At 38.8% G+C, this 22,963-nt stretch carries 23 protein-coding genes; 10 read left to right on the top strand and 13 right to left on the bottom strand.

From position 1 onward, the window contains the following. Positions 1 to 10: 10 nt before the first annotated feature. From RM529_RS01635 to RM529_RS01585, 11 genes are all read right to left on the bottom strand, one after another. The gene (locus RM529_RS01635; protein ID WP_311483004.1) at positions 11 to 643 is read right to left on the bottom strand and encodes a low molecular weight phosphatase family protein; all 633 of its coding nucleotides are present in this window, start codon (positions 641 to 643) and stop codon (positions 11 to 13) included. Positions 644 to 668: 25 nt separating this feature from the next. Then, positions 669 to 1,139 (bottom strand): DUF6428 family protein, encoded by a 471-nt coding sequence (locus RM529_RS01630; protein WP_311483003.1) that lies wholly within the window; start codon positions 1,137 to 1,139, stop codon positions 669 to 671. Positions 1,140 to 1,188: 49 nt separating this feature from the next. Then, on the bottom strand, positions 1,189 to 1,518 hold the full coding sequence (locus RM529_RS01625; protein ID WP_311483002.1) for an ArsR/SmtB family transcription factor: 330 nt from the start codon (positions 1,516 to 1,518) through the stop codon (positions 1,189 to 1,191). 123 nt (positions 1,519 to 1,641) lie between these two features. Then, positions 1,642 to 2,874, bottom strand: coding sequence for an ATP-dependent Clp protease ATP-binding subunit ClpX (gene clpX, locus RM529_RS01620; protein ID WP_311483001.1), 1,233 nt, complete (start codon positions 2,872 to 2,874; stop codon positions 1,642 to 1,644). Positions 2,875 to 2,939: 65 nt separating this feature from the next. After that, the gene (gene clpP, locus RM529_RS01615; RefSeq protein ID WP_311483000.1) at positions 2,940 to 3,620 is read right to left on the bottom strand and encodes an ATP-dependent Clp endopeptidase proteolytic subunit ClpP; all 681 of its coding nucleotides are present in this window, start codon (positions 3,618 to 3,620) and stop codon (positions 2,940 to 2,942) included. 169 nt (positions 3,621 to 3,789) lie between these two features. Next, entirely contained in the window at positions 3,790 to 5,112 is a 1,323-nt protein-coding gene (gene tig, locus RM529_RS01610) for a trigger factor (protein ID WP_311482999.1), read from the bottom strand. A gap of 86 nt (positions 5,113 to 5,198) precedes the next feature. Next, positions 5,199 to 5,540, bottom strand: coding sequence for a phage holin family protein (locus RM529_RS01605; RefSeq protein WP_311482998.1), 342 nt, complete (start codon positions 5,538 to 5,540; stop codon positions 5,199 to 5,201). An 86-nt stretch (positions 5,541 to 5,626) separates the two neighbouring features. Next, complete coding sequence (locus RM529_RS01600) at positions 5,627 to 7,201, bottom strand: SGNH/GDSL hydrolase family protein (RefSeq protein ID WP_311482997.1); 1,575 nt, start codon at positions 7,199 to 7,201, stop codon at positions 5,627 to 5,629. Positions 7,202 to 7,211: 10 nt separating this feature from the next. Beyond that, positions 7,212 to 8,468, bottom strand: a complete 1,257-nt coding sequence (locus RM529_RS01595) for an OmpP1/FadL family transporter (protein WP_311482996.1) — start codon at positions 8,466 to 8,468, stop codon at positions 7,212 to 7,214. Positions 8,469 to 8,585: 117 nt separating this feature from the next. Continuing rightward, positions 8,586 to 9,350, bottom strand: a complete 765-nt coding sequence (locus tag RM529_RS01590) for an alpha/beta fold hydrolase (RefSeq protein WP_311482995.1) — start codon at positions 9,348 to 9,350, stop codon at positions 8,586 to 8,588. Between the two features lies 1 nt (position 9,351). Continuing rightward, positions 9,352 to 10,065, bottom strand: a complete 714-nt coding sequence (locus tag RM529_RS01585; protein ID WP_311482994.1) for a pyridoxine 5'-phosphate synthase — start codon at positions 10,063 to 10,065, stop codon at positions 9,352 to 9,354. 88 nt (positions 10,066 to 10,153) lie between these two features. Here RM529_RS01585 and RM529_RS01580 point away from each other — a divergent pair, with 88 nt between their 5' ends. The 8 genes from RM529_RS01580 to murI all read left to right on the top strand — a co-directional run bounded on the left by RM529_RS01580 (position 10,154) and on the right by murI (position 18,178). Next, entirely contained in the window at positions 10,154 to 10,810 is a 657-nt protein-coding gene (locus RM529_RS01580) for a CBS domain-containing protein (RefSeq protein WP_311482993.1), read from the top strand. Positions 10,811 to 10,868: 58 nt separating this feature from the next. Next, the gene (locus tag RM529_RS01575; RefSeq protein ID WP_311482992.1) at positions 10,869 to 11,753 is read left to right on the top strand and encodes an NAD kinase; all 885 of its coding nucleotides are present in this window, start codon (positions 10,869 to 10,871) and stop codon (positions 11,751 to 11,753) included. A 100-nt stretch (positions 11,754 to 11,853) separates the two neighbouring features. Further along, on the top strand, positions 11,854 to 12,555 hold the full coding sequence (gene porG / locus RM529_RS01570; protein ID WP_311482991.1) for a type IX secretion system protein PorG: 702 nt from the start codon (positions 11,854 to 11,856) through the stop codon (positions 12,553 to 12,555). A gap of 1 nt (position 12,556) precedes the next feature. Then, entirely contained in the window at positions 12,557 to 13,297 is a 741-nt protein-coding gene (gene uppS, locus RM529_RS01565) for an undecaprenyl pyrophosphate synthase (RefSeq protein WP_311482990.1), read from the top strand. Further along, positions 13,230 to 15,932 (top strand): outer membrane protein assembly factor BamA, encoded by a 2,703-nt coding sequence (gene bamA, locus RM529_RS01560; protein ID WP_311482989.1) that lies wholly within the window; start codon positions 13,230 to 13,232, stop codon positions 15,930 to 15,932. The genes uppS and bamA overlap by 68 nt, the downstream gene beginning before the upstream one ends. A gap of 31 nt (positions 15,933 to 15,963) precedes the next feature. After that, a complete protein-coding gene (locus RM529_RS01555; RefSeq protein ID WP_311482988.1) occupies positions 15,964 to 16,770 on the top strand; it encodes an OmpH/Skp family outer membrane protein in 807 nt (268 codons plus the stop codon). Positions 16,771 to 16,809: 39 nt separating this feature from the next. After that, a complete protein-coding gene (locus RM529_RS01550; protein WP_311482987.1) occupies positions 16,810 to 17,319 on the top strand; it encodes an OmpH/Skp family outer membrane protein in 510 nt (169 codons plus the stop codon). A 70-nt stretch (positions 17,320 to 17,389) separates the two neighbouring features. After that, positions 17,390 to 18,178, top strand: a complete 789-nt coding sequence (gene murI, locus RM529_RS01545) for a glutamate racemase (RefSeq protein ID WP_311482986.1) — start codon at positions 17,390 to 17,392, stop codon at positions 18,176 to 18,178. On the opposite strand, the gene RM529_RS01540 is transcribed toward murI, so the two are convergent. Then, positions 18,175 to 19,167, bottom strand: coding sequence for a PorP/SprF family type IX secretion system membrane protein (locus tag RM529_RS01540; protein WP_311483033.1), 993 nt, complete (start codon positions 19,165 to 19,167; stop codon positions 18,175 to 18,177). The two genes, murI and RM529_RS01540, sit on opposite strands and share 4 nt — an antisense overlap. Before the next feature lie 131 nt (positions 19,168 to 19,298). Here RM529_RS01540 and RM529_RS01535 point away from each other — a divergent pair, with 131 nt between their 5' ends. Further along, entirely contained in the window at positions 19,299 to 20,216 is a 918-nt protein-coding gene (locus RM529_RS01535) for a NifU family protein (RefSeq protein ID WP_311482985.1), read from the top strand. Between the two features lie 23 nt (positions 20,217 to 20,239). Here RM529_RS01535 and RM529_RS01530 read toward each other — a convergent pair whose 3' ends face one another. Then, the gene (locus RM529_RS01530) at positions 20,240 to 22,504 is read right to left on the bottom strand and encodes an inorganic phosphate transporter (RefSeq protein WP_311482984.1); all 2,265 of its coding nucleotides are present in this window, start codon (positions 22,502 to 22,504) and stop codon (positions 20,240 to 20,242) included. 145 nt (positions 22,505 to 22,649) lie between these two features. Here RM529_RS01530 and RM529_RS01525 point away from each other — a divergent pair, with 145 nt between their 5' ends. Beyond that, positions 22,650 to 22,850 carry a dodecin family protein gene (locus RM529_RS01525; protein ID WP_311482983.1) on the top strand — a complete coding sequence of 67 codons (201 nt, stop codon included), beginning with the start codon at positions 22,650 to 22,652 and terminating at the stop codon, positions 22,848 to 22,850. The last annotated feature ends 113 nt before the right edge of the window (positions 22,851 to 22,963 follow it).

The following is a 22,963-nucleotide window of genomic DNA, read 5'->3' as shown; positions in this document are numbered from 1 at the left end:
TGAATAGGTCTTAAGAAGATTTCTGCTTTTGAACAGTAGAGAATACGTATAACATTTCTGTTGCTATTTCGTCGCTACGTTCCTGATATTTTTCATCCTGTTGCGGGGTACCGTCAAAAGCTTTGGGATCATCATATTTCACCGGAATCCGCTTTTCGGCACCGGGAATAAAGGGGCAGGTTTCATCGGCATGAGAGCAGGTCATAATTGCAGCAAAGTTTTCTTCCGGATTTGCAGTGTCATCAAATTTTTTGGAGTACATCTTTAAAGCAGGTGCATCTTCAGCATAATTAACTGAATAAACCGGATTCTTATCTCCTGTGGCCACCAACTGAAAACCGGCATTTTTAATGGCAGACACCGCATTCTCATTAAATGCCGTAACCTCTACTCCGCCGGAAAAGGCCAGAATTTCAATATTATAATAAGCGGCTATGGCCTGAGCCCAAATTTGGGCAAACTGGCTCCTCCTTGAGTTATGGGTACAGATAAAATGAATCTTTATTTGTTCATTTTGATCAATTTTGGTCTTTATATACTGAATTAGTGGCTCTAAAACCTCTTTTCTCTCTTCTGAAACAGATTTTATATCAAAAGATCCTATTTTTTGCTGAATTGCAGTCAGTAAACTTGTTTTTTTCATCCTTTTGTAAGTCAGAATTAAAATATTAGCAGCATCCGCTACCAGGTTCACAAGCCGCTGAAGATGATGGCTCGAATTTGGCAATTTTCGGCTTTGAGTTATCGTCTACGCCACATTGATCTAAAGCAAGACAGGCGGTTTGTTTATTCAACAGTAAAAAATGTTTCCCGTCAAAACCAAGATCATATCTCCCTATGGTATTTCCCTGATACTCGACCTCGATTTCTAAATCTTCCAATTCAAGTACCCTTTCAGAAAGTTCAATTATCGACATTAGCTTTTCGGGATGCAAGCGATGATCATAATCCTGTGCTTCCCACAGCTGGAAATTAACAACTTCTTCATCTCTTAAAGTTCCTCCACAATCGATGAATTTCTTGCTGATCTTTCCGATTTCGGTAACGTGAAAATGCCGTGGAACCAAAGTACCATCTGGCAACTTAAAGCCAATCTGATTTAACTCCCCCAAGTGTTTTTTAATTTCTGATAATTTCATAACTCTTATTGTTTTATCGCAATAAAGCGATGATTAAAACTAAATTTTTTTAGCAACAGCTTTTTTCTGAAGCTGTCTGATCAAGAAAACCTGCAAAAAGTTCTTTTAATTCTTCCCACTTTTGGGTATCGATACAGTAACAAACCCTTGTACCCTCAATATTTCCTTTAATCACTCCAAGATTCTTAAGCTCCTTTAGATGTTGAGAAATTGTTGGTTGTGCTAAACCTATAACCCCCACCAGGTCTCCACAAACGCAGGAATCTGTTTTAAATAAATGCTGAAGAATTGCTATACGGGCAGGATGACCCAAAACCCTTGCAGCAAGTGCCAGTTTGTTCTGGTAATCGGTAAATATTTCAGACTTTGTAACGCCCACTTTTGCTTCCGTTTTTATTCATTGCAATATTACGATAGATAATTCATCTTTCAATGGAAAAATTGAATAAAAAAAGCCACTTCCGAAGAAATGGCTTGAAAATTAGTATTTACTAAGTGCGTTTTAAGAGACCGCTTTTAGTTTATTAAGTGTTGATTTGTTCAATTTGTTTTCAGCATATTCTGCGTCAACAACAAGTTTTGTCTGGTTACTTTCAGGCATCTCGAACATGGCATCTGTAAGAATTGCTTCACAAAGTGAGCGTAATCCACGGGCACCAAGCTTATATTCCACTGCTTTTCCTACTATATAATCCAGGGCATCTTCAGTCATTTCAAATTCAATATCGTCCATCTCAAAGAGTTTCTGATACTGTTTGATAATCGCGTTTTTAGGTTCGGTAAGGATCTGCCTGAGCGTATCTTTATCTAACGGATTCATGTAAGTGAGTGCGGGAAGGCGCCCAATGATCTCCGGAATTAAACCAAAATCTTTTAAATCCTTTGGGATAATATATTTAAGCAGATTAGTACGCTCTATTTTATCATCATTTTTTGAAGCACTAAAACCTACCGCCTGCATATTAAGCCGCTTACTTATATTTTTTTCTATCCCGTCGAATGCACCTCCGGCAATAAATAAAATATTTTCTGTATCTACTTCTATAAACTTTTGATCCGGATGTTTTCTTCCTCCTTTAGGCGGAACATTTACGGTAGTTCCTTCCAGTAATTTCAACAAGGCCTGCTGAACACCTTCTCCGGAAACATCCCTGGTAATAGAAGGATTGTCGCTTTTACGGGCGATTTTATCGATTTCATCAATAAAAACAATTCCGCGTTGGGCTTTTTCGGTATTATAATCGGCTGCCTGCAGGAGACGGGTAAGGATCCCTTCCACATCTTCTCCAACATAACCAGCTTCAGTTAAAACAGTTGCATCAACAATAGCCAAAGGCACGTTTAGCATCTTTGCTATGGTCTTCGCGATAAGGGTTTTACCGGTACCGGTCTCCCCTACCATAATAATATTACTTTTCTGGATCTCTACATCATCATCTGTACCCGGCTGCAACAATCTTTTATAGTGATTATATACTGCAACAGACATCACTTTCTTAGTGTCCTCCTGTCCTATAACATACTCATCCAGAAAAGATTTTATAGTTTTTGGCTTACTAAGCATTAGATCTGAAGAAAGTTCTTTGGCTTCACCTTGCCGGGATTCTTCCAAAACTATACCATGAGCCTGTTCAATACACCTATCACAAATATGAGCATCCAGACCGGCTATTAATAAGCTGGTCTCCGGCTTCTTCCTACCACAAAATGAACATTCTAAATCCTCTTTACCCATTACTTTGGTTTTCCTATTATTAATTCAGGCTTCTTATAATATAAAAAATGATTCCTGAATTCCAATTATGCTTCTCTTTTTAATACTTCATCGATCATACCATATTCCTTCGCTTTATCTGCCTTCATCCAGTAATCACGGTCACTATCTTCATGTACCTTCTCATAATCCTGACCGGAATGCTTAGAGATAATCTTGTACAACTCTTCCTTCAAAGTGAGGATTTCCCTGGCAGTAATTTCAATGTCACTAGCCTGACCCTGGGCACCTCCCAGAGGCTGGTGAATCATCACCCTGGAGTGTGGAAGCCCACTTCTTTTACCTTTTTCACCCGCACAAAGTAAAACTGCACCCATAGAAGCTGCCATTCCTGTACAGATCGTGGCTACATCTGGTTTTATAAATTGCATAGTATCATAAATACCTAATCCTGCATACACACTGCCTCCCGGAGAGTTAATATAAATCTGGATATCCTTAGAAGCATCTGTACTTTCGAGAAAAAGTAACTGTGCCTGGATGATATTTGCGATTTGATCGCTTATACCCGTACCCATAAAAATAATACGATCCATCATTAAACGTGAAAAAACATCCATTGCCACGGCATTCATCTGCCGCTCTTCAATAATGTTAGGAGTCATCCCCACTGGTGGAGTTACCGCACTCACCAACTTATCGTAATAGTTACTATTAATTCCGTGATGTTTTGTGGCGTATTTTTCAAATTCTTTTCCGTAGTCCATCAATTCTATATTTTTATTTTTCTGCTTAAGGACATTCAAAAATTCAGCCAATCAAACTTTTACGTCAAATTGGCTTTATCTTTATCCAAAGCGGATAATTGTTACTAAAAAAGGTGTTAGACCAAATCGGTTTAACACCTTAAAGATAAGTATAAATTATAGAAATAGCTTACTCATAAATTTCTTTCACAAATTCATCGTAGGTTACCTCTTTTTCATTGAAACTCATATTTTCCTTATAGAATTCCAATAATTTTTCATTCATTACCTGTTCAGATAAACGTTTGGCTTCATCCTGATTAGATAGGATTCGCGCAGCAATATCGTCCAGTTCTTTTTCTGAAGGATCCATCTGACCAAACTGGGCCATTTGCATTTTTATCTTTTCTATTGCAAATGCTTTAAGATCTTCAAAGTTGATTTCAAGACCATTGTCTTTCATTACTTTACCTTCAATTAACTGGTAACGTAGTCCTTTCTCGCTCTTTTCATACTCTTCTGCAGCTTCTTCTTCTGTCATTGGTTCTTCACCTACAGTCTGAATCCATTTCTGAAGAAATTCTTTAGGAAGATCAAACTTCGTATTTTCAATTAAAGCTTCAGTAACATCGTTCATTAGTTGCTGATCGCTTTGTTGCTGAAATTGCTTTGCAGCATCTTCTTTTATCTTCTCCTTAAGCTCTGTAACAGTTTTTACTTCATCCTTTCCAAAAAGCTTATCGAACAATTCCTGGTCAAGATCTGCAAGCTCCTGCTCATTTACTTCAGAAACTGTAAATTCTACTTCAATATCCAGATCGTGCGCTTTGTCATGCTCAATTTTAAGGTGCTGAATTAAATCGTGATCATCTTCAAAAAGACCTTTTGTGCTTAAGCTGATGGTATCACCTGCTTTAGCTCCAACAAATTTTTCAAGATTTTCTTTACCTTTTATTTTTTCCAATTCTACTGAAGTCGAATTATCGATTCCTTCTTCTTCATTCTTAAAAGTACCTGCAACGATATCACCTTCTTCTGCCTTTTCTTTGGAAACAAGTTTTCCATATTGCTTCTGCATGTTTTTGATCTGGTTATCCACCATCTCATCATCTGCTACAATTTTATAATGGTTGATTGGCTCCTTAACATCAAGATCCACATCAAATTCCGGAGATAGACCAAGTTCAAATTCAAAGCTGTAGTTATCTTTATCCCAGTCAAAATTATCCTGTTCTTTAGGTAGCGGATTTCCAAGCACATCGAGCTTTTCCTCTTTAAGGTAATTGTTTAAACCTTCCTGAAGCAGCTTATTCACCTCATCCACCAAAACGGCCTTACCATATTGCTTCTTGACCATTCCCATAGGCACATGCCCTTTTCTAAAGCCAGGGATATTGGCATTTTTGCGGTAATCTTTTAAAATCTTCTCTACTTTTCCCGAATAGTCCTCTTGTGCGATGTCTACTTTTACGATCGCATTTAGTTCATCAATATTCTCTCTGGTAATATTCATCTTGACTTGTTATAAAAATTGGAGTGCAAAATTACACTTTTTTCGTAAGCCGGCAAAGTTTCAATTTACTGAATTTCAGCAAGCTTCTAATCTGATTTTAAAATGGAAAACAACAACGATTGAAAAAGCGATAGTAACAAACTGAATATTATAGCCATTAACAATCCATCAACCATAAAACCACCCACAAAGGCATCTGCCAAAAGGATAATCACCGCATTGATAATCAACAGAAACAAACCGAAGGTAATTATGGTAACAGGCAACGTGAACAGGACCAGAATTGGCTTTACAATAAGATTGAGAATTGCCAAAACGAGGGCCACGATTATAGCGGTAACATAATTATCTACACTAACGCGGGGCAGAAACTCGGCTAAGATGAGAACTGCTATTGCTGATAACAGGATACGCAGAATAAATTTCATAAGGGAAAAAAGTTGGTTAGCCGACAAAAGTGCAAAAAAAACGCCGGATAAAAATCCGGCGTTATAATTTTGGGTGAAATTTAATATTATTGCACATCGTTACTTAGCGTAACGGTGGTATAATTACCTACGTTTACTTTAGGGACTTCTGAGTTGTAAGTATCGTTAATTTCATCAATAATGCCATTGGCAATAATGGCGTAACCTCTGGGAGTTAAGTGAATACCATCTAAGGAGAAAGCTCCTCCTGACACAAAATCTGCAGTAACCGTACCGGCATCAAAAGAAATACCTTCGCTTGCCAAACGTGACAAGGTTGCATTTGCATCTACCAGGCCAAGACCGTTAGCTTCTGCAAGGGCCGCAATGGTTTCGTTATATCTTTGAGTTGCCGCAGCAATCATTTCCTGCTCACTCGTGGTTAATACATGTTGATCCCCAAGAGGAACGGAAACACCGTTTATCATCATAGGGTCTCCTCCCACGGTAGTACCAAGGAAACCGGAAGAGGTTAACGGGATAAGATCCCCAACAGTCGCCTGTCTCAATTGCCCTAACAAGCCTGCAGTTTGCGCGTCAAGATTAAAAGGAGCTCCCTGGATTATCTGGCTTATATCGGTTAAACTCTCATCTCTAAGTGTCACAAAATTTTGTCCTTCAGTAAAATTAATCCTTCTTGCCTGCACTTCTTCCGCAGATAATAAGCCAAGCCCCATAAGTCCCGGAAGGATCTGATCGTTGTACGCAGCAAACTGTGCATTTAAAGCAGTCGCAGTTTGTGAATCTAACGGAATGGCGTTGACAGGAACAGTAGTAAAATAAGGTACAGAAGCAACATCAGGAATGTTAATTAAAACCCCGCCAGATGCTGACGCAGACAGATCCTGCACCATCTGCCCGTAAACCGCTGCAAAAGCATTTGGATCTGTAATGTCGTTTGGACCGTATGTACTAAAATATTCTATTGGATTAGCACCAGTAAATGTTCCCGTTTGATCCACGCCAACCCCTCCTGAAGTAGCAAATCCCAACACATCGTTATTCCCAATCCACAACGAAAAAAAAGTAGGCTCCTGTGCTAAAGCATCCTGAACTACTGTAGTTTGTGGCGAGGAAGCAAACCTAACAAAATAGGGATTCGCTGTAGCAGGTTGAGTTGTTAATCCGCTTAAATCTCCATAGCCCGGGAACGCCAGCTGATAACTTTTAGCGCCGGGAACACCCATATTATTAAAACTACCTTCCAGTTTTGTACTTACATCTGTGGTTGGTTGTGCTCCACGGTAATTTTGGGGACTGGGATTACTGCCATCTGCATCAAAAGAAAGCACCAGCCTTGTATCAAATCCAGGAATAGTCTGCCCTCCTAAAACCAGCCCTCCCGTATTGTCGTTCACCAAAGGTTGTCTAAAACCTTCAGTATCCTGAACTACTGCAAATTGCTGTGCAAGAATGTTTGGATAAGAGTTTTCCTGTCCGGAAATATACAATGCATTGTCTGCAAATCCCGCGGTTAACGAATTTCCCAGAGCTACATAATTTGAAAAATCTGCTTCTCCATTACTGTAAAAACCTTCTTCATCTATGGGATCCTCAAATTCCGGTTCACAGGAAACAATACTTAAAGCCAGAACTGCTATATATCTAAAATAATTTTTCATGTGGTTCCTATTAAATTTTAATTGTTAATCCAAGTCCAGGCACAAAAGCACTGGATTTAAAAGTCCCTCCAAAAGGCACACCTTCATAATCAGGGAATGTTTCCGGATCAGGATTATAAGTTTCCTCGATTTCGTCAAACCTACTGTAAAGAAAAGAGGCATCTATGGCAAAACGATCGTTGATATTTATTGAAAGACCCCCTGTAAAGTTATTGGAATCATTACGAGGAGTTTCAGGAGCAAAATAACCGGACTGGACTGGAGATTCGTCAAAATAATAACCTGCACGAAGTGTGAAGGTTTCATTTGCCCAATATTGAAGTCCGAACCTATAAATAGACGAGTTCTTGTAATTCCTTGGATTGTCTGAATCAGGAATGCCTGCATCTGCAAAATCTATATCCAACGAATTATAGACATCCCAGTAATTTCTATTATAATCTACCGCCACCGTCCACTTGTCAAAGCGGTAAGAGGCACCCACTGTAAGCTCTGCAGGTAGGGGCAAGGCAGCATCAAACTGAGTATCTGCGAAAGAGGTCGCGGGTGAATTTGGGATATTTTCAAAATCTGCATCTCCACCTTCAGCTTCCACGATTATCTCTGAACGGTAATTTACGCCAAAACGCAAATTCTCGGTAGGACTGTACATGCCCCCAAGTGACCAACCCCACGCACTAACACCCGAAGCATCAACAGTGACATTTGCTCTGTTCCCTTCCACATCAGTAAGAGTTCTGTCAAGGTTTCTATTGAAATTAACCGAACCATTTACATAAATGGGACCACCGCCAATACTGATCTTCTCTGAAATTTTAACGGAAGCTAACGGTTGGATATAAATGGCCTGCAAATCGATGTTATTAACAAGGTGAGAACCAGCCCAATCATCGGGCCATTCTACAGAGCTTCCATAGGGAGTATAGGCACTTAAACCCAATGTTAACCAGTCGTTTACGCCATACGAGAAGTAAGCATAGAAAGGAGTTCCAACAGGGTTATCAGTTTCAGCCATCTGCCCAAATTCGTCGTTCTGCCAGATAACGTTAGAGAATACTGCACTTGCACCCACAGCGACATTTATTTTATTTTCCAGGTAAACCAGGCCCGCCGGATTAAAAAAAGCAAGTTCAGCATTGTTTACCAGCGCCACTCCGGTATGCCCCATAGCAAGGGAACGCTGACCCTGAAGACTGACCCTGTACCCCCCGGCATAAATAACCGCAGAAGTTAGCCCGCAGAGCACGAGCAAAAATATTTTTTTCATAAATAACAGTGATTAAAATTCAATATTGTTTAATATATAGAGGCTAATATTGGAATAAAATAAAAATTAAACAACATTTCTTATGAATTTATTATGCGTACATAACAAATTTAACATTCATTGAAGAAATCCCAATACCACATTAAAGAATTCCTTCCTCTTTTCTGCATGCACCCAATGCCCAGCTCCGGGAATAGTCACTAACTCTGCCTTACTAAATTGTTCTTTGATCTCTTCCCAATCTTCATCTTTAATGTATTTTGACTTTCCACCCTTTATAAAAAGAGTGGACTTTTCATAAGCATATTGTACTGGAAGTGCTGCGCCAAGATCCTCTATATTATTTTTCAGCGATTCTAAATTGAGTTTCAAGGAAAGTTTTTCTTTGGTTTTCCAGTAAAGGTTTTTTAACAGGAACAGCCTTGTTGGTTTGTCCGGAACAAAATCTGCTAAAAAGTCTTCAGCATCTCCACGGGAAGTTATGGTAGCTTCATCCAAAGCTGTTAGACCTGCCAGGATTTCCTGGTGATGAGGAGCATAATACTTAGGTGCAATATCCACTACTATTAATTTTTCCACTAATTCAGGATGAAGAAAAGCTGTTAACATGGCCGTTTTACCACCCATGGAATGACCAAGAAGGACAATATTTTCCAGCTTTCTTTCACTGCAATAAAGTGCAATATCTTCAGCAAGAAGATTATAATTAAAGTCATCACTGTGTGGGCTTTTACCGTGATTTCGCTGATCTAGAAGATGCACCTCAAATCCTTCTTCTGCAAAGGAATTTCCCAAGGTTTTCCAGTTATCACTCATTCCCAGGAATCCGTGTAAAATAAGGAGAGGTTTACCTTTCCCAACTGTTGTTGAATGTAACTTCATTTTACTTAAGTATTTTTAGATATTCTTGTATCGTTTTTTCCAGCCCAATGTATAAGGACTCTGAGATTAAGGCGTGGCCAATAGAAACCTCATCTACATGAGGCACCTTCTCTTTAAAATATTCAATATTATCTAAAGAAAGATCGTGCCCTGCATTTATTTCCAGCCCTAGCTCATGTGCAATTTTAGCACATTCTGCATAAGGCATCACACCTTCCTTTTCGCCATTTGCATAGGAAACAGCGTAAGCTTCAGTATATAGCTCTATCCTGTCTGCACCGGTCTCCACTGCCGCTTTTATCATCTCGGGTTCGGGATCTACGAAAATAGAAGTCCGGATATTATTTTCCTTAAATACCGAAATTACTTCTTTAAGATAAGTTTTATTCTGCACGGTATCCCATCCTGCATTGGAGGTTATGGCATCTTCTTTATCTGGCACGAGAGTCACCTGGGCCGGCTTTACCTGTAGTACAAGATTCACGAATTTTGTAATAGGATTCCCTTCAATATTAAACTCTGTTGTCAAGACACGACTAAGATCAAGCACATCCTGATAGGTTATATGCCGCTCATCTGGCCTTGGATGTACAGTTATGCCCTGAGCCCCAAAAGATTCTATATCCAGTGCTACCTGAACGACATTAGGAATATTTCCGCCGCGCGCATTTCTAAGAGTAGCAATTTTATTAATATTTACACTTAATTTGGTCATATTTTTAGCTTTATATAACAAAAATACAAAGTTGCCCCTGCTTCATTGAATATTATTTTGATTAATTTGCAGAAAAAGGAGCAAGATTATGAGCATGGAGGAATATATTTTAAACGACGTTAACATCCTGAAACTCTCCGATAGAATTGGAGAAACCCAGGATCTATTTAACAACCTAACCTATACACATCTACCGGTAGAAAAAAGCGGAACCTATATTGGTTGCATTTCAGAAAATGACATCCGCTGCTTTGATGCAGAAAAGACATTGGAAGATTATCAATATGCTTTGGAAGGTTTTTTTGTAAGGGAAAACGGCTATTGGCTGGATATTCTGGAATCTTTTGCTCAAAACGATACTAATTTGCTTCCGGTGCTCGATGAAAGCAACGTTTACCAGGGTTATTTTGAAGTTAATGATATGATTAGCCTCTTTAATGAAACTCCTTTTTTAAATGAATCCGGAAACATCCTTGTGGTTGAAAAAAGTTTTAAAGATTACTCAATTAGTGAAGTAAGCCAGATAGTAGAGACCAATAATGGCCATATTTTAGGTGCCTTTGTTTCGAAGATAGAAAATGATGTTGCCCAAATCACAATTAAAACCAGCCCCACGGCTATGACTGCCATTATCCAGGCCTTTAGGCGCTATGGGTACAACATAATTTCAGAGCACCAGGAAGATACCTTTAAAAAGAACATGAAAGACAGGTCAAAATATCTTGATAAGTACCTGAATATATAATTATCTAAAAAAAGCTATTTTTTCTTCTTAACAACAGGGTCTTTTTAATATTTATTTTATGAAAATAGGGATTTATGGGCAATTTTATCACGCCAACGCCGGGAAGTACATCGCACAGTTGCTGGAACTGCTCGACCAGGAGAATGTGGAGGTAATTATAGAAGAAAACTTTCTTGATCTAATTAACAAGAATGAAACCATAAATAAGGAATACAATCATTTCAGAACGTTTGAAGAACTGGATAATTCCTACGACCTTTTTTTCTGTATTGGCGGAGATGGAACAATACTAAAATCTATTAATTACATTCGTGACCTGGATATTCCCATTTTAGGAATAAATACAGGCAGACTTGGTTTTCTCGCCACCATTCAAAAAGAAGAAATTAAAGCCACTATTCATAACATCCTTCAAAAAAATTACAGTATTTCAGAAAGAACCGTTCTGAAAATCTCTACAGATCCCGAAAATCCAGACGGGGTATTTAAACATGTGGCCCTTAATGAAATTGCGGTGAGCCGAAGAAACACCACCTCTATGATAACCGTAGATACATGGCTGGACGACCAGTACCTCACTTCCTACTGGGCAGATGGTGTAATAATATCCACTCCCACAGGCTCCACAGGATATTCTCTAAGTTGTGGTGGCCCGGTAATTACGCCAAATGTTAATTCACTTATTATTACCCCTATTGCACCTCATAATCTTAACGCCAGACCTCTGGTGATTACAGATAGTACAAAAATTCGCCTCAAAGTTTCCGGAAGGGAAAACTCTTATCTCGTTTCTATGGATTCCCGCATTGCCACTTTGGAGAACGATACCGAAATAACAATAGAAAAGGCCCCGTTCGCGATTAAGATTGTAGAACTGCATGGAGACAGTTTTCTAAAAACCCTACGGAAGAAGCTACTTTGGGGAGAAGATAAACGTAATTAGGCAATAAAAGTTTCCCAAATCTGTTTATAACTGTGTACAAAAATGCTCAAAATATTGTGGAGCAAACATAATTGTTATATTTGCAGACTTTTAAAAACCTATGAAGCACCTACTTGCTTTTACTTTTTTGGTTGTTTACACCGCCTTTTCCTACTCCCAAACGTTCGAATTGGGACCTTTTATTGGTGGTGCCAATTATATTGGAGACGTAGGAAAGTCCAATTATATTTATCCAAATACACTGGTGGGCGGAGTAATGGCAAAATGGAACAGAAGTCCCAGGCACGCTTTCCGGGCGTCCTTACTTTATGCAGAAATAGCTGCAGATGATGCCAAATCCAGTGAAACCCGAAGGCAGCAGCGAGGCTACTCCTTTACCAACACAATTGCTGAAGCTTCTTTAGGAATTGAGTATAATTTCTGGAGTTATGATTTACACGAAGGCACCCCCCAGAGCACTCCTTACCTATATACAGGAATAACCTTTTTTAGAGCCGATCATGTTTACCTAAGGGATGGAAGAGCGGGTAATTTAGAAAATGAAGGAACAAACTGGGAATTTGCAATACCAATGGTCTTAGGATACAAAGAAACAATTACGGAACATATTATAGGAGGATTGGAAATAGGTGCCCGTTACACCTTCAGCGACAACCTGGATGGCAGCTGGCCTTCTGAACTTCTTGGGAGAAGAGACCCGCCTATTGAGTTTGGAAATAGAAATACTTCAGACTGGTATGTATTTACTGGGATAAGCCTTACTTTTACCTTCGGAAGAAAACCATGTTATAGCCGCTTTTAATATGATCTTTAGAGACAAAATAAACCTTGAAAAATTACCCCTGCATATCGCCGTTATTATGGATGGCAACGGGCGGTGGGCGCAAAAAAAAGGCTATTTAAGAGCTGCGGGGCATGAAGAAGGCACCACTGCTGTAAGAGACGTGGTAGAAGGATGTGCTGAAATTGGAGTCAAACACCTTACTCTTTATGCTTTTTCTACTGAAAACTGGAACCGTCCAAAGCTCGAAGTGGATCTACTTATGAAATTACTGGTTTCTTCTCTTCGGAAAGAGATAAAAACCCTTCAGGAAAATGATATACAGTTAAAAGCTATAGGCAATATTCACACACTTCCTAAAAAAGCACGTAGGGAACTTTCAGAAGTTATAGAAAAAACCAGCTCCAATAAAAGGATGATTCTTACACTCGCACTTAGCTATGGTTCCCGTGAAGAATTGACTAACTGCATTAAAAGTATTAGTAAAGAGATTGAAAACAATGAATTATCCATTGATGCTATTGATGAATCGGTTATAAATAAGCATCTTTACACCCACAATTTACCAGACGTGGACCTGTTGATCAGGACAAGCGGTGAGCAGCGAATAAGCAATTTCCTGCTATGGCAAATAGCATATGCCGAATTATATTTTACAAAAATTTTATGGCCGGACTTTAGAAAAGAAGATCTTTTTGAAGCCATTTACAATTATCAAAACAGAGAACGAAGATTTGGAAAAACTAGTGAGCAACTCAGTTAATGCATTCACCACAGGGAGACTTTTAGCACTCTTAGCATTTATATTTACCTTTAGCATATCTACACAAGCTCAGGACTTACCTCTTGCCAACGGAGAAAAATATATCATTGGCGACATAAAGGTGACCGGTACTGTTAGTTTTAATGAACAAACGGTGATCGCCTACACTGGTTTAAAAGAAGGAGAAGAGATTTATATCCCCGGAGAACGTTTGAGTAAGATTGTACAAAAACTGTGGGATATTGGAAGCTTTAGTGACATTAATTTTTACATTACTAATGTTGAAGGAGATGTGGCAGATCTGGAACTTGAAATTCAGGAAGTACCCCAGCTTGCACAAGCACGTATCCAGGGAGTCAAAAAGAAAAGGGAAATAGAAGAACTTATTGAGGAGAACAGTCTAACTCCAGGAACTAAAGTTACTGAGAACCTAATTACGACCACAAAGAACTACATCGAAAACAAGTATAAAAAAGAAGGCTATTTTAACACTAAAGTAGCTATTAACACTATTCCCATAGAAGACACTACCTCTCAGGCCAATCGTGTGAACATGGTAGTAAACGTAGATCGTGGAGACCGGGTTAAAATTGACGACATAGAATTTATAGGAAACGAAGTATTTTCTGACGCCAAGCTAAGGCGAAATATGAAAAATACTAAACAAAAGAACCTCATCCGCTTTTGGAAGAGATCCAAATTTGTTCGCAGTGATTATCAGGAAGACAAAGCTGCCGTCGTGGATAAGTATAAAGAAAACGGATTTAGGAATGCCAGGATCATTTCAGATTCATTGATCCGCAAGGATGAGGAGACTATAGCCTTACAATTAAGGCTTGAAGAAGGTGATCGCTATTATGTTGGAAACATAGATTTTGTTGGAAACAGCGTTTATACAGATGAACAACTTTCACGGGTTTTTGGTATTCAGAAAGGTGATGTTTATAATGGTGTTTTATTGGACAAAAGGATCATGGACAATACTAAACCAGATGCACAGGATCTTACCAACCTATACCAGAACAACGGTTATCTTTTTTCTAACATTAACCTGGTTGAAACGAGCGTTGAGAATGACACCATAGACTTTGAAGTAAGAATTTCTGAAGGAAAAGAAGCTTTCTTTAATAAAATTAGGGTTACAGGAAACGACAGAACAAAAGACCATGTAATATACAGAGAGCTTTTAACGAAACCGGGACAAAAATACAGCAAAGCCAATATCATGGGTACATTGCGTGAGTTGGGGCAGTTAGGTTTCTTTGATGCGGAACAGCTAACCCCTAACCTTGTAGATCCTAATCCCAACACAGGAACTTTAGATCTAGAATATTCTGTGGTAGAATCAGGAGCCAGTCAAATAGAACTACAGGGTGGTTACGGTGGCGGAGGATTTATTGGAACTTTAGGACTTTCTTTTAATAACTTTTCTATTGGTAGCATATTTGACAAAGAGGCATATAAACCGGTACCTATGGGTGATGGCCAAAGCCTCTCTCTTAGAGCCCAGGCCAGCACCTATTACCAAACATATAGCCTTTCCTTCCGGGAACCCTGGCTGGGCGGCGTGAAACCAGTAAGTTTCTCCACCTCCTTTAGCTATACACGCCAGTTTCTATTTGATTACCTAAACAGGAGGGCAGACAGAAGCAGAAGTTTCGATATTCTTGGAGTAAGCGTAGGTTTGGCAAAACGCCTAAGTGTACCAGATAGATTTATGACAGTTTCTCACTCCGTAGGATTTCAGAGATATGATCTTAACAACTATAATACAGGACTCTTTACTTTTGGGGATGGTTATTCCAACAACCTTACTTACACATTTGGGCTAACAAGAGATAACACTTATACCAATCCTGTTTTCCCGATTGGAGGATCGCAATTTCGATTAACTGCTAAATTCACCCCGCCCTATTCCTTATGGAACGGTACAGATTATGAGAATCTTTCGGAGCAACGTGAATTTCAACTTGAGGATGAAAATGGAAATTTAATAGACAACTCTGGAGCAAGGGTATTACCCGAGAATGCTGTTGGAGACCAGAGAAAAATCGATCAGGAGAAGTTTAAATGGCTTGAATTTTATAAGATAAAATTCAATGGAACCTGGTACACAACTTTAGCTAATTTTGGTAGTAACAAAAATCTGGTTTTACGAACAAATGCTGAATACGGTTTCCTTGGTGCCTATAACAACGAAAGAGGAATTCCTCCCTTCGAGCGTTTTTATCTTGGAGGAGATGGACTGGGCGCCTATAGCCTTGACGGAAGGGAAACCATACAGCTACGAGGATACCCAAATCAATCTGTAGTTCCTTTGGATCGCCCAACAGGAGCAACAGATGATGGTGCTACCATTTATAATAAATATTCATTGGAGCTGCGTTTCCCTATTACTCTGAAGCAATCAGCCTCTATTTACGCCCTAACTTTTATGGAAGGCGGTGCTTCTTATGATAATTTTCGGGATTTTAACCCGTTCCAATTAAACCGATCTGCCGGAGCAGGAATAAGGATTTTTATGCCGATGTTCGGATTATTGGGGATTGATTTTGGTTATGGTTTTGATCCCGTTGTGGGTGAGCAGGGGCCGCATGGCTGGGAAACACACTTTATCCTTAACCAACAATTTTAAATTTGGCACGGTATTTTCTATAATCCAGAATATGATAAATAGGATTTTCGGTTTTACATTGCTTACACTCTTTGCCGGAATGGGTTTACAGGCTCAAAAAACCTTCCGTATAGGCTATGTGGATATGGAATATATCCTGCAAAATGTACCTCAGTATCAGGAAGCCTCGTCCCAGCTTGATGCAAGGGTTCTGGAATGGAAATCTGAAGTTGAAGAAAAAAAACGTGAGATTGAGAAAATGAAATTCAGGCTAGACAATGAAAGGGCACTTCTTACCAGAGAACTCATAGAAGAAAGAGAAGAAGAAATAGCGTACCAGGAAGAACAGGCTTTAGATTATCAACAAAAAAGATTTGGTCCTAATGGAGATTACCTGCTTCAGAAAAAGCAGCTCGTACGACCAATCCAGGATCAGGTTTTTACAGCTGTGAGAGAAATTTCAGAAAACAGAAATTTAGACATGGTTTTTGACAGGACTGCAGATACCGGGATGTTGTATGCCGCAGAAGAGCATGATATAAGCGACCAGGTTCTTAGAAGCATAAACCGTGCTGCAAACAGAAGACAAATAGAGTCACGGCAGGACCGCCAGGAGTTGGAAACAGCAGAAGGCAGAACTGTTGAACAAGACGAAAAAGTTGCCGAAAGGGAACAGGAAAATCAGGATAAGCAGAACGAGAGAGAAGCTATCCTGGCTGAGAGGCAGCGCCAAAGAGATTCCATTAAAGCTGCAAGGCAGAAAGAACTGGAAGAAAGACGCGCCAGAGTAATTGAAGCACGGCAACGTCGCATGGATTCTATACGAGAATTAAGGCAACAAAAGGATACAATTAATTAACTTTGAACTTTAAATACTTTAACACTAATAACGATTAAAATGAAACAATTCAGAACACTTTTTATAGCTTTAGCATTGACCCTTGGAGCTACAGCTTTTACAAATGCACAATCAAAAGTTGCACACATCGCAACCCAGGAACTGGTGGAATCTATGCCGGCCTATGGTGATGCCATGACCCAACTGGAAAAGCTTGAAAAAACCTACGATGCAGAAATTAACGATATGTTGACAGAAGCTCAAGGCACCATGCAACGTTACCAGGCAGAGGTTGAAACAGTAACCGATGAAGAGAACCAGAAACGTTCTCAGGAAATGCAGATGACCCAAAGAAGAATTCAGGAACATAGCCAAAAAGCAAGACAGGAACTTCAAAAGAAACAGAATGAGCTTATTGCGCCTGTAATAGAAAAGGCCCGTGGAGCTATACAAAAAGTAGCCAGAGCTAAAGGTTACGATTATGTTCTAGACTCTACTACAGGAACCGGAGTTATTCTTGCTGATGGTTACAACCTTATGCCAGATGTAAAGAAAGAACTGGGAATGTAATAAATCCTACTAGTCAAATAATAAAGAGAAAACTGCGCAGTAATCCTGCGCAGTTTTTATTTTTGTACCTATGAGCTTTAATCCCATTGGCATTTTTGATTCCGGAGTAGGCGGAACCTCCATCTGGAAAGAAATTCACAGTTTACTTCCGCTTGAAAAAACCATCTATCTGGCCGATAGCAAAAATGCACCTTATGGAAAAAAAACTGTAAGGGATATCGTGAGCCTCAGCAGAAAAAATACTGATAAGCTGCTGTCTATGGGTTGTAAGCTAATTGTAGTAGCCTGTAATACTGCTACCACAAATGCCATACAAGAATTAAGATCAGAATATAAAATTCCTTTTATAGGTATAGAACCAGCCATTAAACCTGCTGCTCTTAAATCCCAAACTAAAGCGATAGGAATACTCGCTACTAAGGGAACCTTAAGCAGTGCCCTTTTTTCGAAAACATCAGAATTATACACCAAAAAGATTAAGGTAATTGAAATAGAAGGAAATGGATTAGTGGAACTTATTGAAGGGGGAAAAAAAGATTCTCTTGCAACGGAAAATTTATTGCACCAGCTTCTAGAACCTATGCTTCTTCAAGAGATCGACTATCTGGTCCTGGGTTGCAGCCATTATCCCTACCTCATCCCGACACTCAAAAAAATTCTTCCTAAAAAGGTGCAGATAATCGATTCCGGGGAAGCCGTAGCAAGACAAACCAAGGCGGTGTTGGAACAAAACCATCTTTTAAATGGTACTTCGAGTGCGGAAATTCCGGAATTTTTCAGCAATAAAAATCCCATGGTACTCGCAGAACTTATTAATTCCAAAGAACATAACTTCCCCGTTTCTTATATGGACTTCTAATAATTTACTGCAGGACATTTACAATCATAACGCTTCCTGCTTTTTCCGAAATTGTATCCAAGGGTTATCTGGTGAAAACCATTATTACTTAACACCAGAGAATTTAGTTGATAAGTAAAAGTATAACCCACCAAAAAATCCCTGTAATTAACTCCTACAAACGGAGTTATATAATTTAAAAGCTGACTTTGTAATTCCTCCCCCTCACCGGTATATTCTGCACCTTCAAAGGTATTTCTATAGGATAAGCCTCCCCACACCTGTCCAAAATCCACATCCCGGTAAGCTTTAAGATTAGCATCTACTGCTTTTTCATTTGTCGCTTCCCGTAGCTGAAACAACACTGAAGGTTCCAGGCTAAAAGAGTTGGAAATATCCTCAAATATATATCCTGCAGAAGCAAGATATTTTCTTTGATTACTTGGTACTGCATCAGAATAAAACAGCTCACGGCTTACAGATAAAATATTCTTTGCTGCAAAATGACTGTAAAAGTTCATGTAGTAATAAGAAATCCCAAAATCCATATTGGCATAAATATCAGAATCATTCCCTCCGAGAGCTGGATCAAATTCTGTAAAACCACTTTGATCCAGCCTGTGCTGGATCAGTCCGCCGCTTATCCCAAATGATAACTGATTAAGGGCTGCATTACTTCTTGAAAACATCAAATGATAAGCAAAAGCCGCATAGGCCCCACTTTTAGAAAAATTCCCATTGGAATCGTTAAATAATATAGCACCCAACCCTACTTTCTCCCCTACTCTTCCATTTATGCTCAAAGTTTGTAAGCTAGGGGCGTCCTCTACGTCAAACCATTGCTGCCTCGCTGTTAATCTTATTTGATTCCTATTCGCTGCGCCGGCCATAGAAGGATGCAACAAAAAAAGATTATCCGTGAGATAATCTGAATAGGTCGGAATGACTTCCTGGGCTTTGGCGGGAAGACAGAAAATAAATAAGCATAGAATCAAGAAGATTTTTCTTATGCCGCTTAATTGGTTAAAAGAAGAAAAAGATGATAACCGCTGGCGTTGTAATAAATTAAAGGTCCCCATAAGTGCCGTAAATATATCGATTACGTTACTTTTCTTTAGTATTTTTGTAAATAAAATTTAAAATGGATAATTTCAAGATAAATATTCAACATACCAACAAACCGGGAATTGTAAAATTTGAAACAAATAAGTTTCTAACCCAGCACGAGAGTTTCGAATTTAAAAACATAGATGAAGCCTCTGCTTCACCCCTGGCTCAACAGCTATTTTATCTGCCGTTTGTAAAGACAGTGTATATCGCACAAAATTTTGTTGCGCTCGAAAAATATGACATTGTGGACTGGAAAGATGTGGAAGACGAGGTAGCTCAACAAATTGAAGATTATCTCAATTCCGGTAGTTCTGTAGTTAAGGCTAAAGAAGAAAAAGCGAAGAATATTCCGGTAACAGTGTATGCCGAAAGCACACCAAATCCAGCTGTTATGAAGTTTGTTGCCAACAAGAAACTGGTAATTAATGCAGCTGAATTTAAGAATATTGATGATGCAAAAGATGCTCCTCTAGCCCAAAAGCTTTTTCATTTCCCTTTTGTGAAGGAAATTTTTATTGATGAAAACTATGTTTCAATTAACAAATATGAAGTTGCTGAATGGGATGATATTACAATAGAAATCAGGGAATTTATTACTGGTTTTCTTCAGGAAGGAAATGAGGTGATCTCTGCTGAAGCTGCTTCGGATAATCAGAAGGCGGAAAAATACAATTCTTCAGAAACAAAAATAGATGTGAACGGCCTGGATGATACTGCTAAACAGGTAGTAGCAATACTGGATGAATATATTAAGCCTGCAGTAGCAAGCGACGGAGGGAATATCCTCTTTGACTCTTACAACGCAGATACAAAAACCGTTAAGGTAATCCTACAGGGCGCGTGCAGTGGGTGTCCATCTTCCACAATGACCTTAAAAAATGGTATAGAAACCATGCTAAGGGATATGCTTCGCGATAAAGTTGAAACTGTAGAAGCCGTAAACGGATAATTTCATCGCTTTTTTAGTGCGATCTATAAGGTACTTTTTGCCTCTGTATAGAACTCCTGAAAGAGTTGCAACAAACTCATTGTAGAGCTTACCAGATCCTTTGTTTCCAATAGCAGTCCAAAATATAATTTTGAATTCTTCGGGCTTGTTTCTGACGTACGGATACGGTCAATTTGCTTTTGAATAAGTTCTGACACAGAGTCCAGAAGTTCCTGCTTTTCTGAGAGGATGCGCTCTATATCACCAAATTCGTGATTATCGAAAAGGTTCTTGATATCATCAAAAAGGACCTGCATCCTTTCATCAATCTTTTTCAAGTCCCGTATCTGATTGAATTTTAGATTTTTATGGTTGTTATGAACGTGATTATAGCTATTGCGGGTAATAAAACTTATGGATTGCACCATATCCTGCAAGTAATCCAGGATAAGAATATAAAACTTACTGGCTTCTACAGAATCATCGTCAAGCGATTTAATGAAGTAAAAGATATTCCCTTTTAATTCATCTACTTCGTTTTCCAGCTTCTTGATTGCTTTGTTGTTTTTCTTAAGCTTACTGAGATCATGATAACCTAGGTTGTCTACAGTTTTGGTGTACATCTTATTAACACCACCTATCACACTGGATATATTTTCTGAAGTTTCTGAAGTTATTTCGTTTATGGTGATAATATCTGTACGATTATAGCGCTTTTTGTTTTCTTCTTCCTTAGATTTCCTGGAATGTAAAATACTACTTCGAACCACAAGGACAGCAGCAATAATTATTAGCAGTGCAAGTGCGATAGTACCACCATAAAAGATAATAGCAGCAAAGATGGCTGCAGCAGTAAATGCCACTAACGCAGTTACAAACCACCCGCCAACAACATTTAAAACCCCTGCTACTCTATATACCGCACTTTCACGATCCCAGGCACGATCTGATAAGGAAGTACCCATAGCTACCATAAAGGTAACATAGGTGGTCGATAATGGTAATTTTAGACTGGTCCCTATAGAGATTAATACACTTGCCACAACCAGGTTTACAGAGGCTCTCACCATGTCAAATGCGGGAGCATCTATTCTTTTGCTTCTAACATGTGATGTAGGTTTATTAAATTTAGCATCTATACGTTCTTTTAAAGGCGATGGAAGAACTACAGAAACTGCATTTCCAAAGAGCACAGAGTACCTCACAATAGTTCTGGATAGGAAATTAGGTTCAAAACGCTCAACGCCATCTCCCTGCCTTGCAAGATTCACCCCGGTGTCTACAACAGAACGCGCTTTCTTCGAAAACCAGATTGTGATAACCATTACCCCCCCGGCCAGAACCAATAGGAATTCCGGAGTAGCAACCTCTCCAGATAAGCCCGTCATTAATAATTCTGAAGGTAAAGTACCTGAAGCCTGGTATGCAGATTGCCAGATCTCAAAAGATTGCCACGCGGCTATAGGCACTCCTATAAAATTCACGAGATCGTTTCCAGCAAAAGCAAGAGCTAGTGCAAAGGTGCCTATTACGATAATGATCCTAAGAATATTCAGCTTTAAAAAGCTCATTACAAATTGCGAGAGTAATGTAAAAAAGACAAAACCACCAAGAATAATGAGAACCGTATTTTCATTAATAAAGTCCAAAGTACTGTCAGAAATAAAAGAAACACTCTTGAGACCTTTGATTAGAATAAAAAATAATATTGCTGTTAAAGACACTCCCCCAAAAAGTGCACCTACATATTTTATTTTCTTCTCATATTGAAAGGAAAAAATTAACCGGGAAATATATTGTACCACCGCACCCACCATGAAGGCAATAAATACAGCCAGAAAGATGCCTACAATAATCTCTGTGGCCTTGGAAGTATTTATATAGGAGGTCAATTCTCCATAATCCCCTGTATCTGCATAAATTTTTATAGCTGCCATACAAACTGCAGCACCTAACAGTTCAAATACTATGGAAACTGTCGTTGAAGTTGGCAGGCCAAGAGAATTAAAAAAGTCCAGGAGAAGCACATCGGTAATCATTACTGCCATGAAGATGATCATAATTTCTTCAAAATAGAATTGCCCCGGCATAAAAATACCTTTTCGGGCAACTTCCATTAATCCACTGGAAAAAATAGCTCCCACAGCAACTCCAAGACTTGCCACTATAAGGATGGTCCTCATGGAAACTGCTTTGGAGCCTATTGCTGAATTTAAAAAATTAATGGCATCATTACTTACACCAACCACCAAGTCTGTAATAGCTAAAGCCAGCAGGGCCACTAACATTACGATATAAACATCCTCCATAAACCTGAATTCTTTTCGGCCAGCAAAAGTGCAGCTTTTTAAGTAATAAGCTTCGGCACAAAGGTTATTAAAAGTTTAACAAATTAGCCTTCCTAATTTTGTAACTTAAGTATAAACATTTTATTAACCACAAAAACTAAATATTATGGCTGTTTTAAAAGTAATAGAAGTAATGGCAAATTCCAATAAAAGCTGGGAAGATGCTGCAAAAAATGCTGTTAAGCATGCAGCAAAATCTGTAAAAAATATACGCTCCGTATATCTTAAAGAGCAAACTGCTAATGTAGAAGGAGAAAATCTGGTAGATTATCGGGTAAATGTGAAAATCACTTTTGAAGTAGATTAATTACTTCTTTAATTTTTTGATCATGCTCCCGTAGGTCGGGAGCTTTTTTATTTAAAGAATATAGAAAAGAGCTCAGGTAACCACCTTTAACAAGAATTAACACTTAAAATTCC

This window comes from Autumnicola edwardsiae (genome assembly GCF_031846505.1).
GTDB lineage: Bacteria > Bacteroidota > Bacteroidia > Flavobacteriales > Flavobacteriaceae > Autumnicola > Autumnicola edwardsiae.
Note: the sequence above shows the minus strand (reverse complement) of the source record. Positions and strands in the feature narration are given on the sequence as shown.

Coding starts and splice junctions, on each gene's coding strand:
- RM529_RS01635 (WP_311483004.1), bottom strand. CDS start 643: ATGAAAAAAACAAGTTTACTGACTGCAATTCAGCAAAAAATAGGATCT.
- clpX (WP_311483001.1), bottom strand. CDS start 2,874: ATGGGTAAAGAGGATTTAGAATGTTCATTTTGTGGTAGGAAGAAGCCG.
- RM529_RS01590 (WP_311482995.1), bottom strand. CDS start 9,350: ATGAAGTTACATTCAACAACAGTTGGGAAAGGTAAACCTCTCCTTATT.
- porG (WP_311482991.1), top strand. CDS start 11,854: ATGAAGCACCTACTTGCTTTTACTTTTTTGGTTGTTTACACCGCCTTT.
- RM529_RS01535 (WP_311482985.1), top strand. CDS start 19,299: ATGGATAATTTCAAGATAAATATTCAACATACCAACAAACCGGGAATT.
- RM529_RS01605 (WP_311482998.1), bottom strand. CDS start 5,540: ATGAAATTTATTCTGCGTATCCTGTTATCAGCAATAGCAGTTCTCATC.
- RM529_RS01630 (WP_311483003.1), bottom strand. CDS start 1,139: ATGAAATTATCAGAAATTAAAAAACACTTGGGGGAGTTAAATCAGATT.
- RM529_RS01585 (WP_311482994.1), bottom strand. CDS start 10,065: ATGACCAAATTAAGTGTAAATATTAATAAAATTGCTACTCTTAGAAAT.
- RM529_RS01530 (WP_311482984.1), bottom strand. CDS start 22,504: ATGGAGGATGTTTATATCGTAATGTTAGTGGCCCTGCTGGCTTTAGCT.
- tig (WP_311482999.1), bottom strand. CDS start 5,112: ATGAATATTACCAGAGAGAATATTGATGAACTAAATGCGATCGTAAAA.
- RM529_RS01555 (WP_311482988.1), top strand. CDS start 15,964: ATGATAAATAGGATTTTCGGTTTTACATTGCTTACACTCTTTGCCGGA.
- RM529_RS01580 (WP_311482993.1), top strand. CDS start 10,154: ATGAGCATGGAGGAATATATTTTAAACGACGTTAACATCCTGAAACTC.
- RM529_RS01600 (WP_311482997.1), bottom strand. CDS start 7,201: ATGAAAAATTATTTTAGATATATAGCAGTTCTGGCTTTAAGTATTGTT.
- RM529_RS01575 (WP_311482992.1), top strand. CDS start 10,869: ATGAAAATAGGGATTTATGGGCAATTTTATCACGCCAACGCCGGGAAG.
- RM529_RS01595 (WP_311482996.1), bottom strand. CDS start 8,468: ATGAAAAAAATATTTTTGCTCGTGCTCTGCGGGCTAACTTCTGCGGTT.
- murI (WP_311482986.1), top strand. CDS start 17,390: ATGAGCTTTAATCCCATTGGCATTTTTGATTCCGGAGTAGGCGGAACC.
- RM529_RS01525 (WP_311482983.1), top strand. CDS start 22,650: ATGGCTGTTTTAAAAGTAATAGAAGTAATGGCAAATTCCAATAAAAGC.
- clpP (WP_311483000.1), bottom strand. CDS start 3,620: ATGGACTACGGAAAAGAATTTGAAAAATACGCCACAAAACATCACGGA.
- RM529_RS01550 (WP_311482987.1), top strand. CDS start 16,810: ATGAAACAATTCAGAACACTTTTTATAGCTTTAGCATTGACCCTTGGA.
- uppS (WP_311482990.1), top strand. CDS start 12,557: ATGATCTTTAGAGACAAAATAAACCTTGAAAAATTACCCCTGCATATC.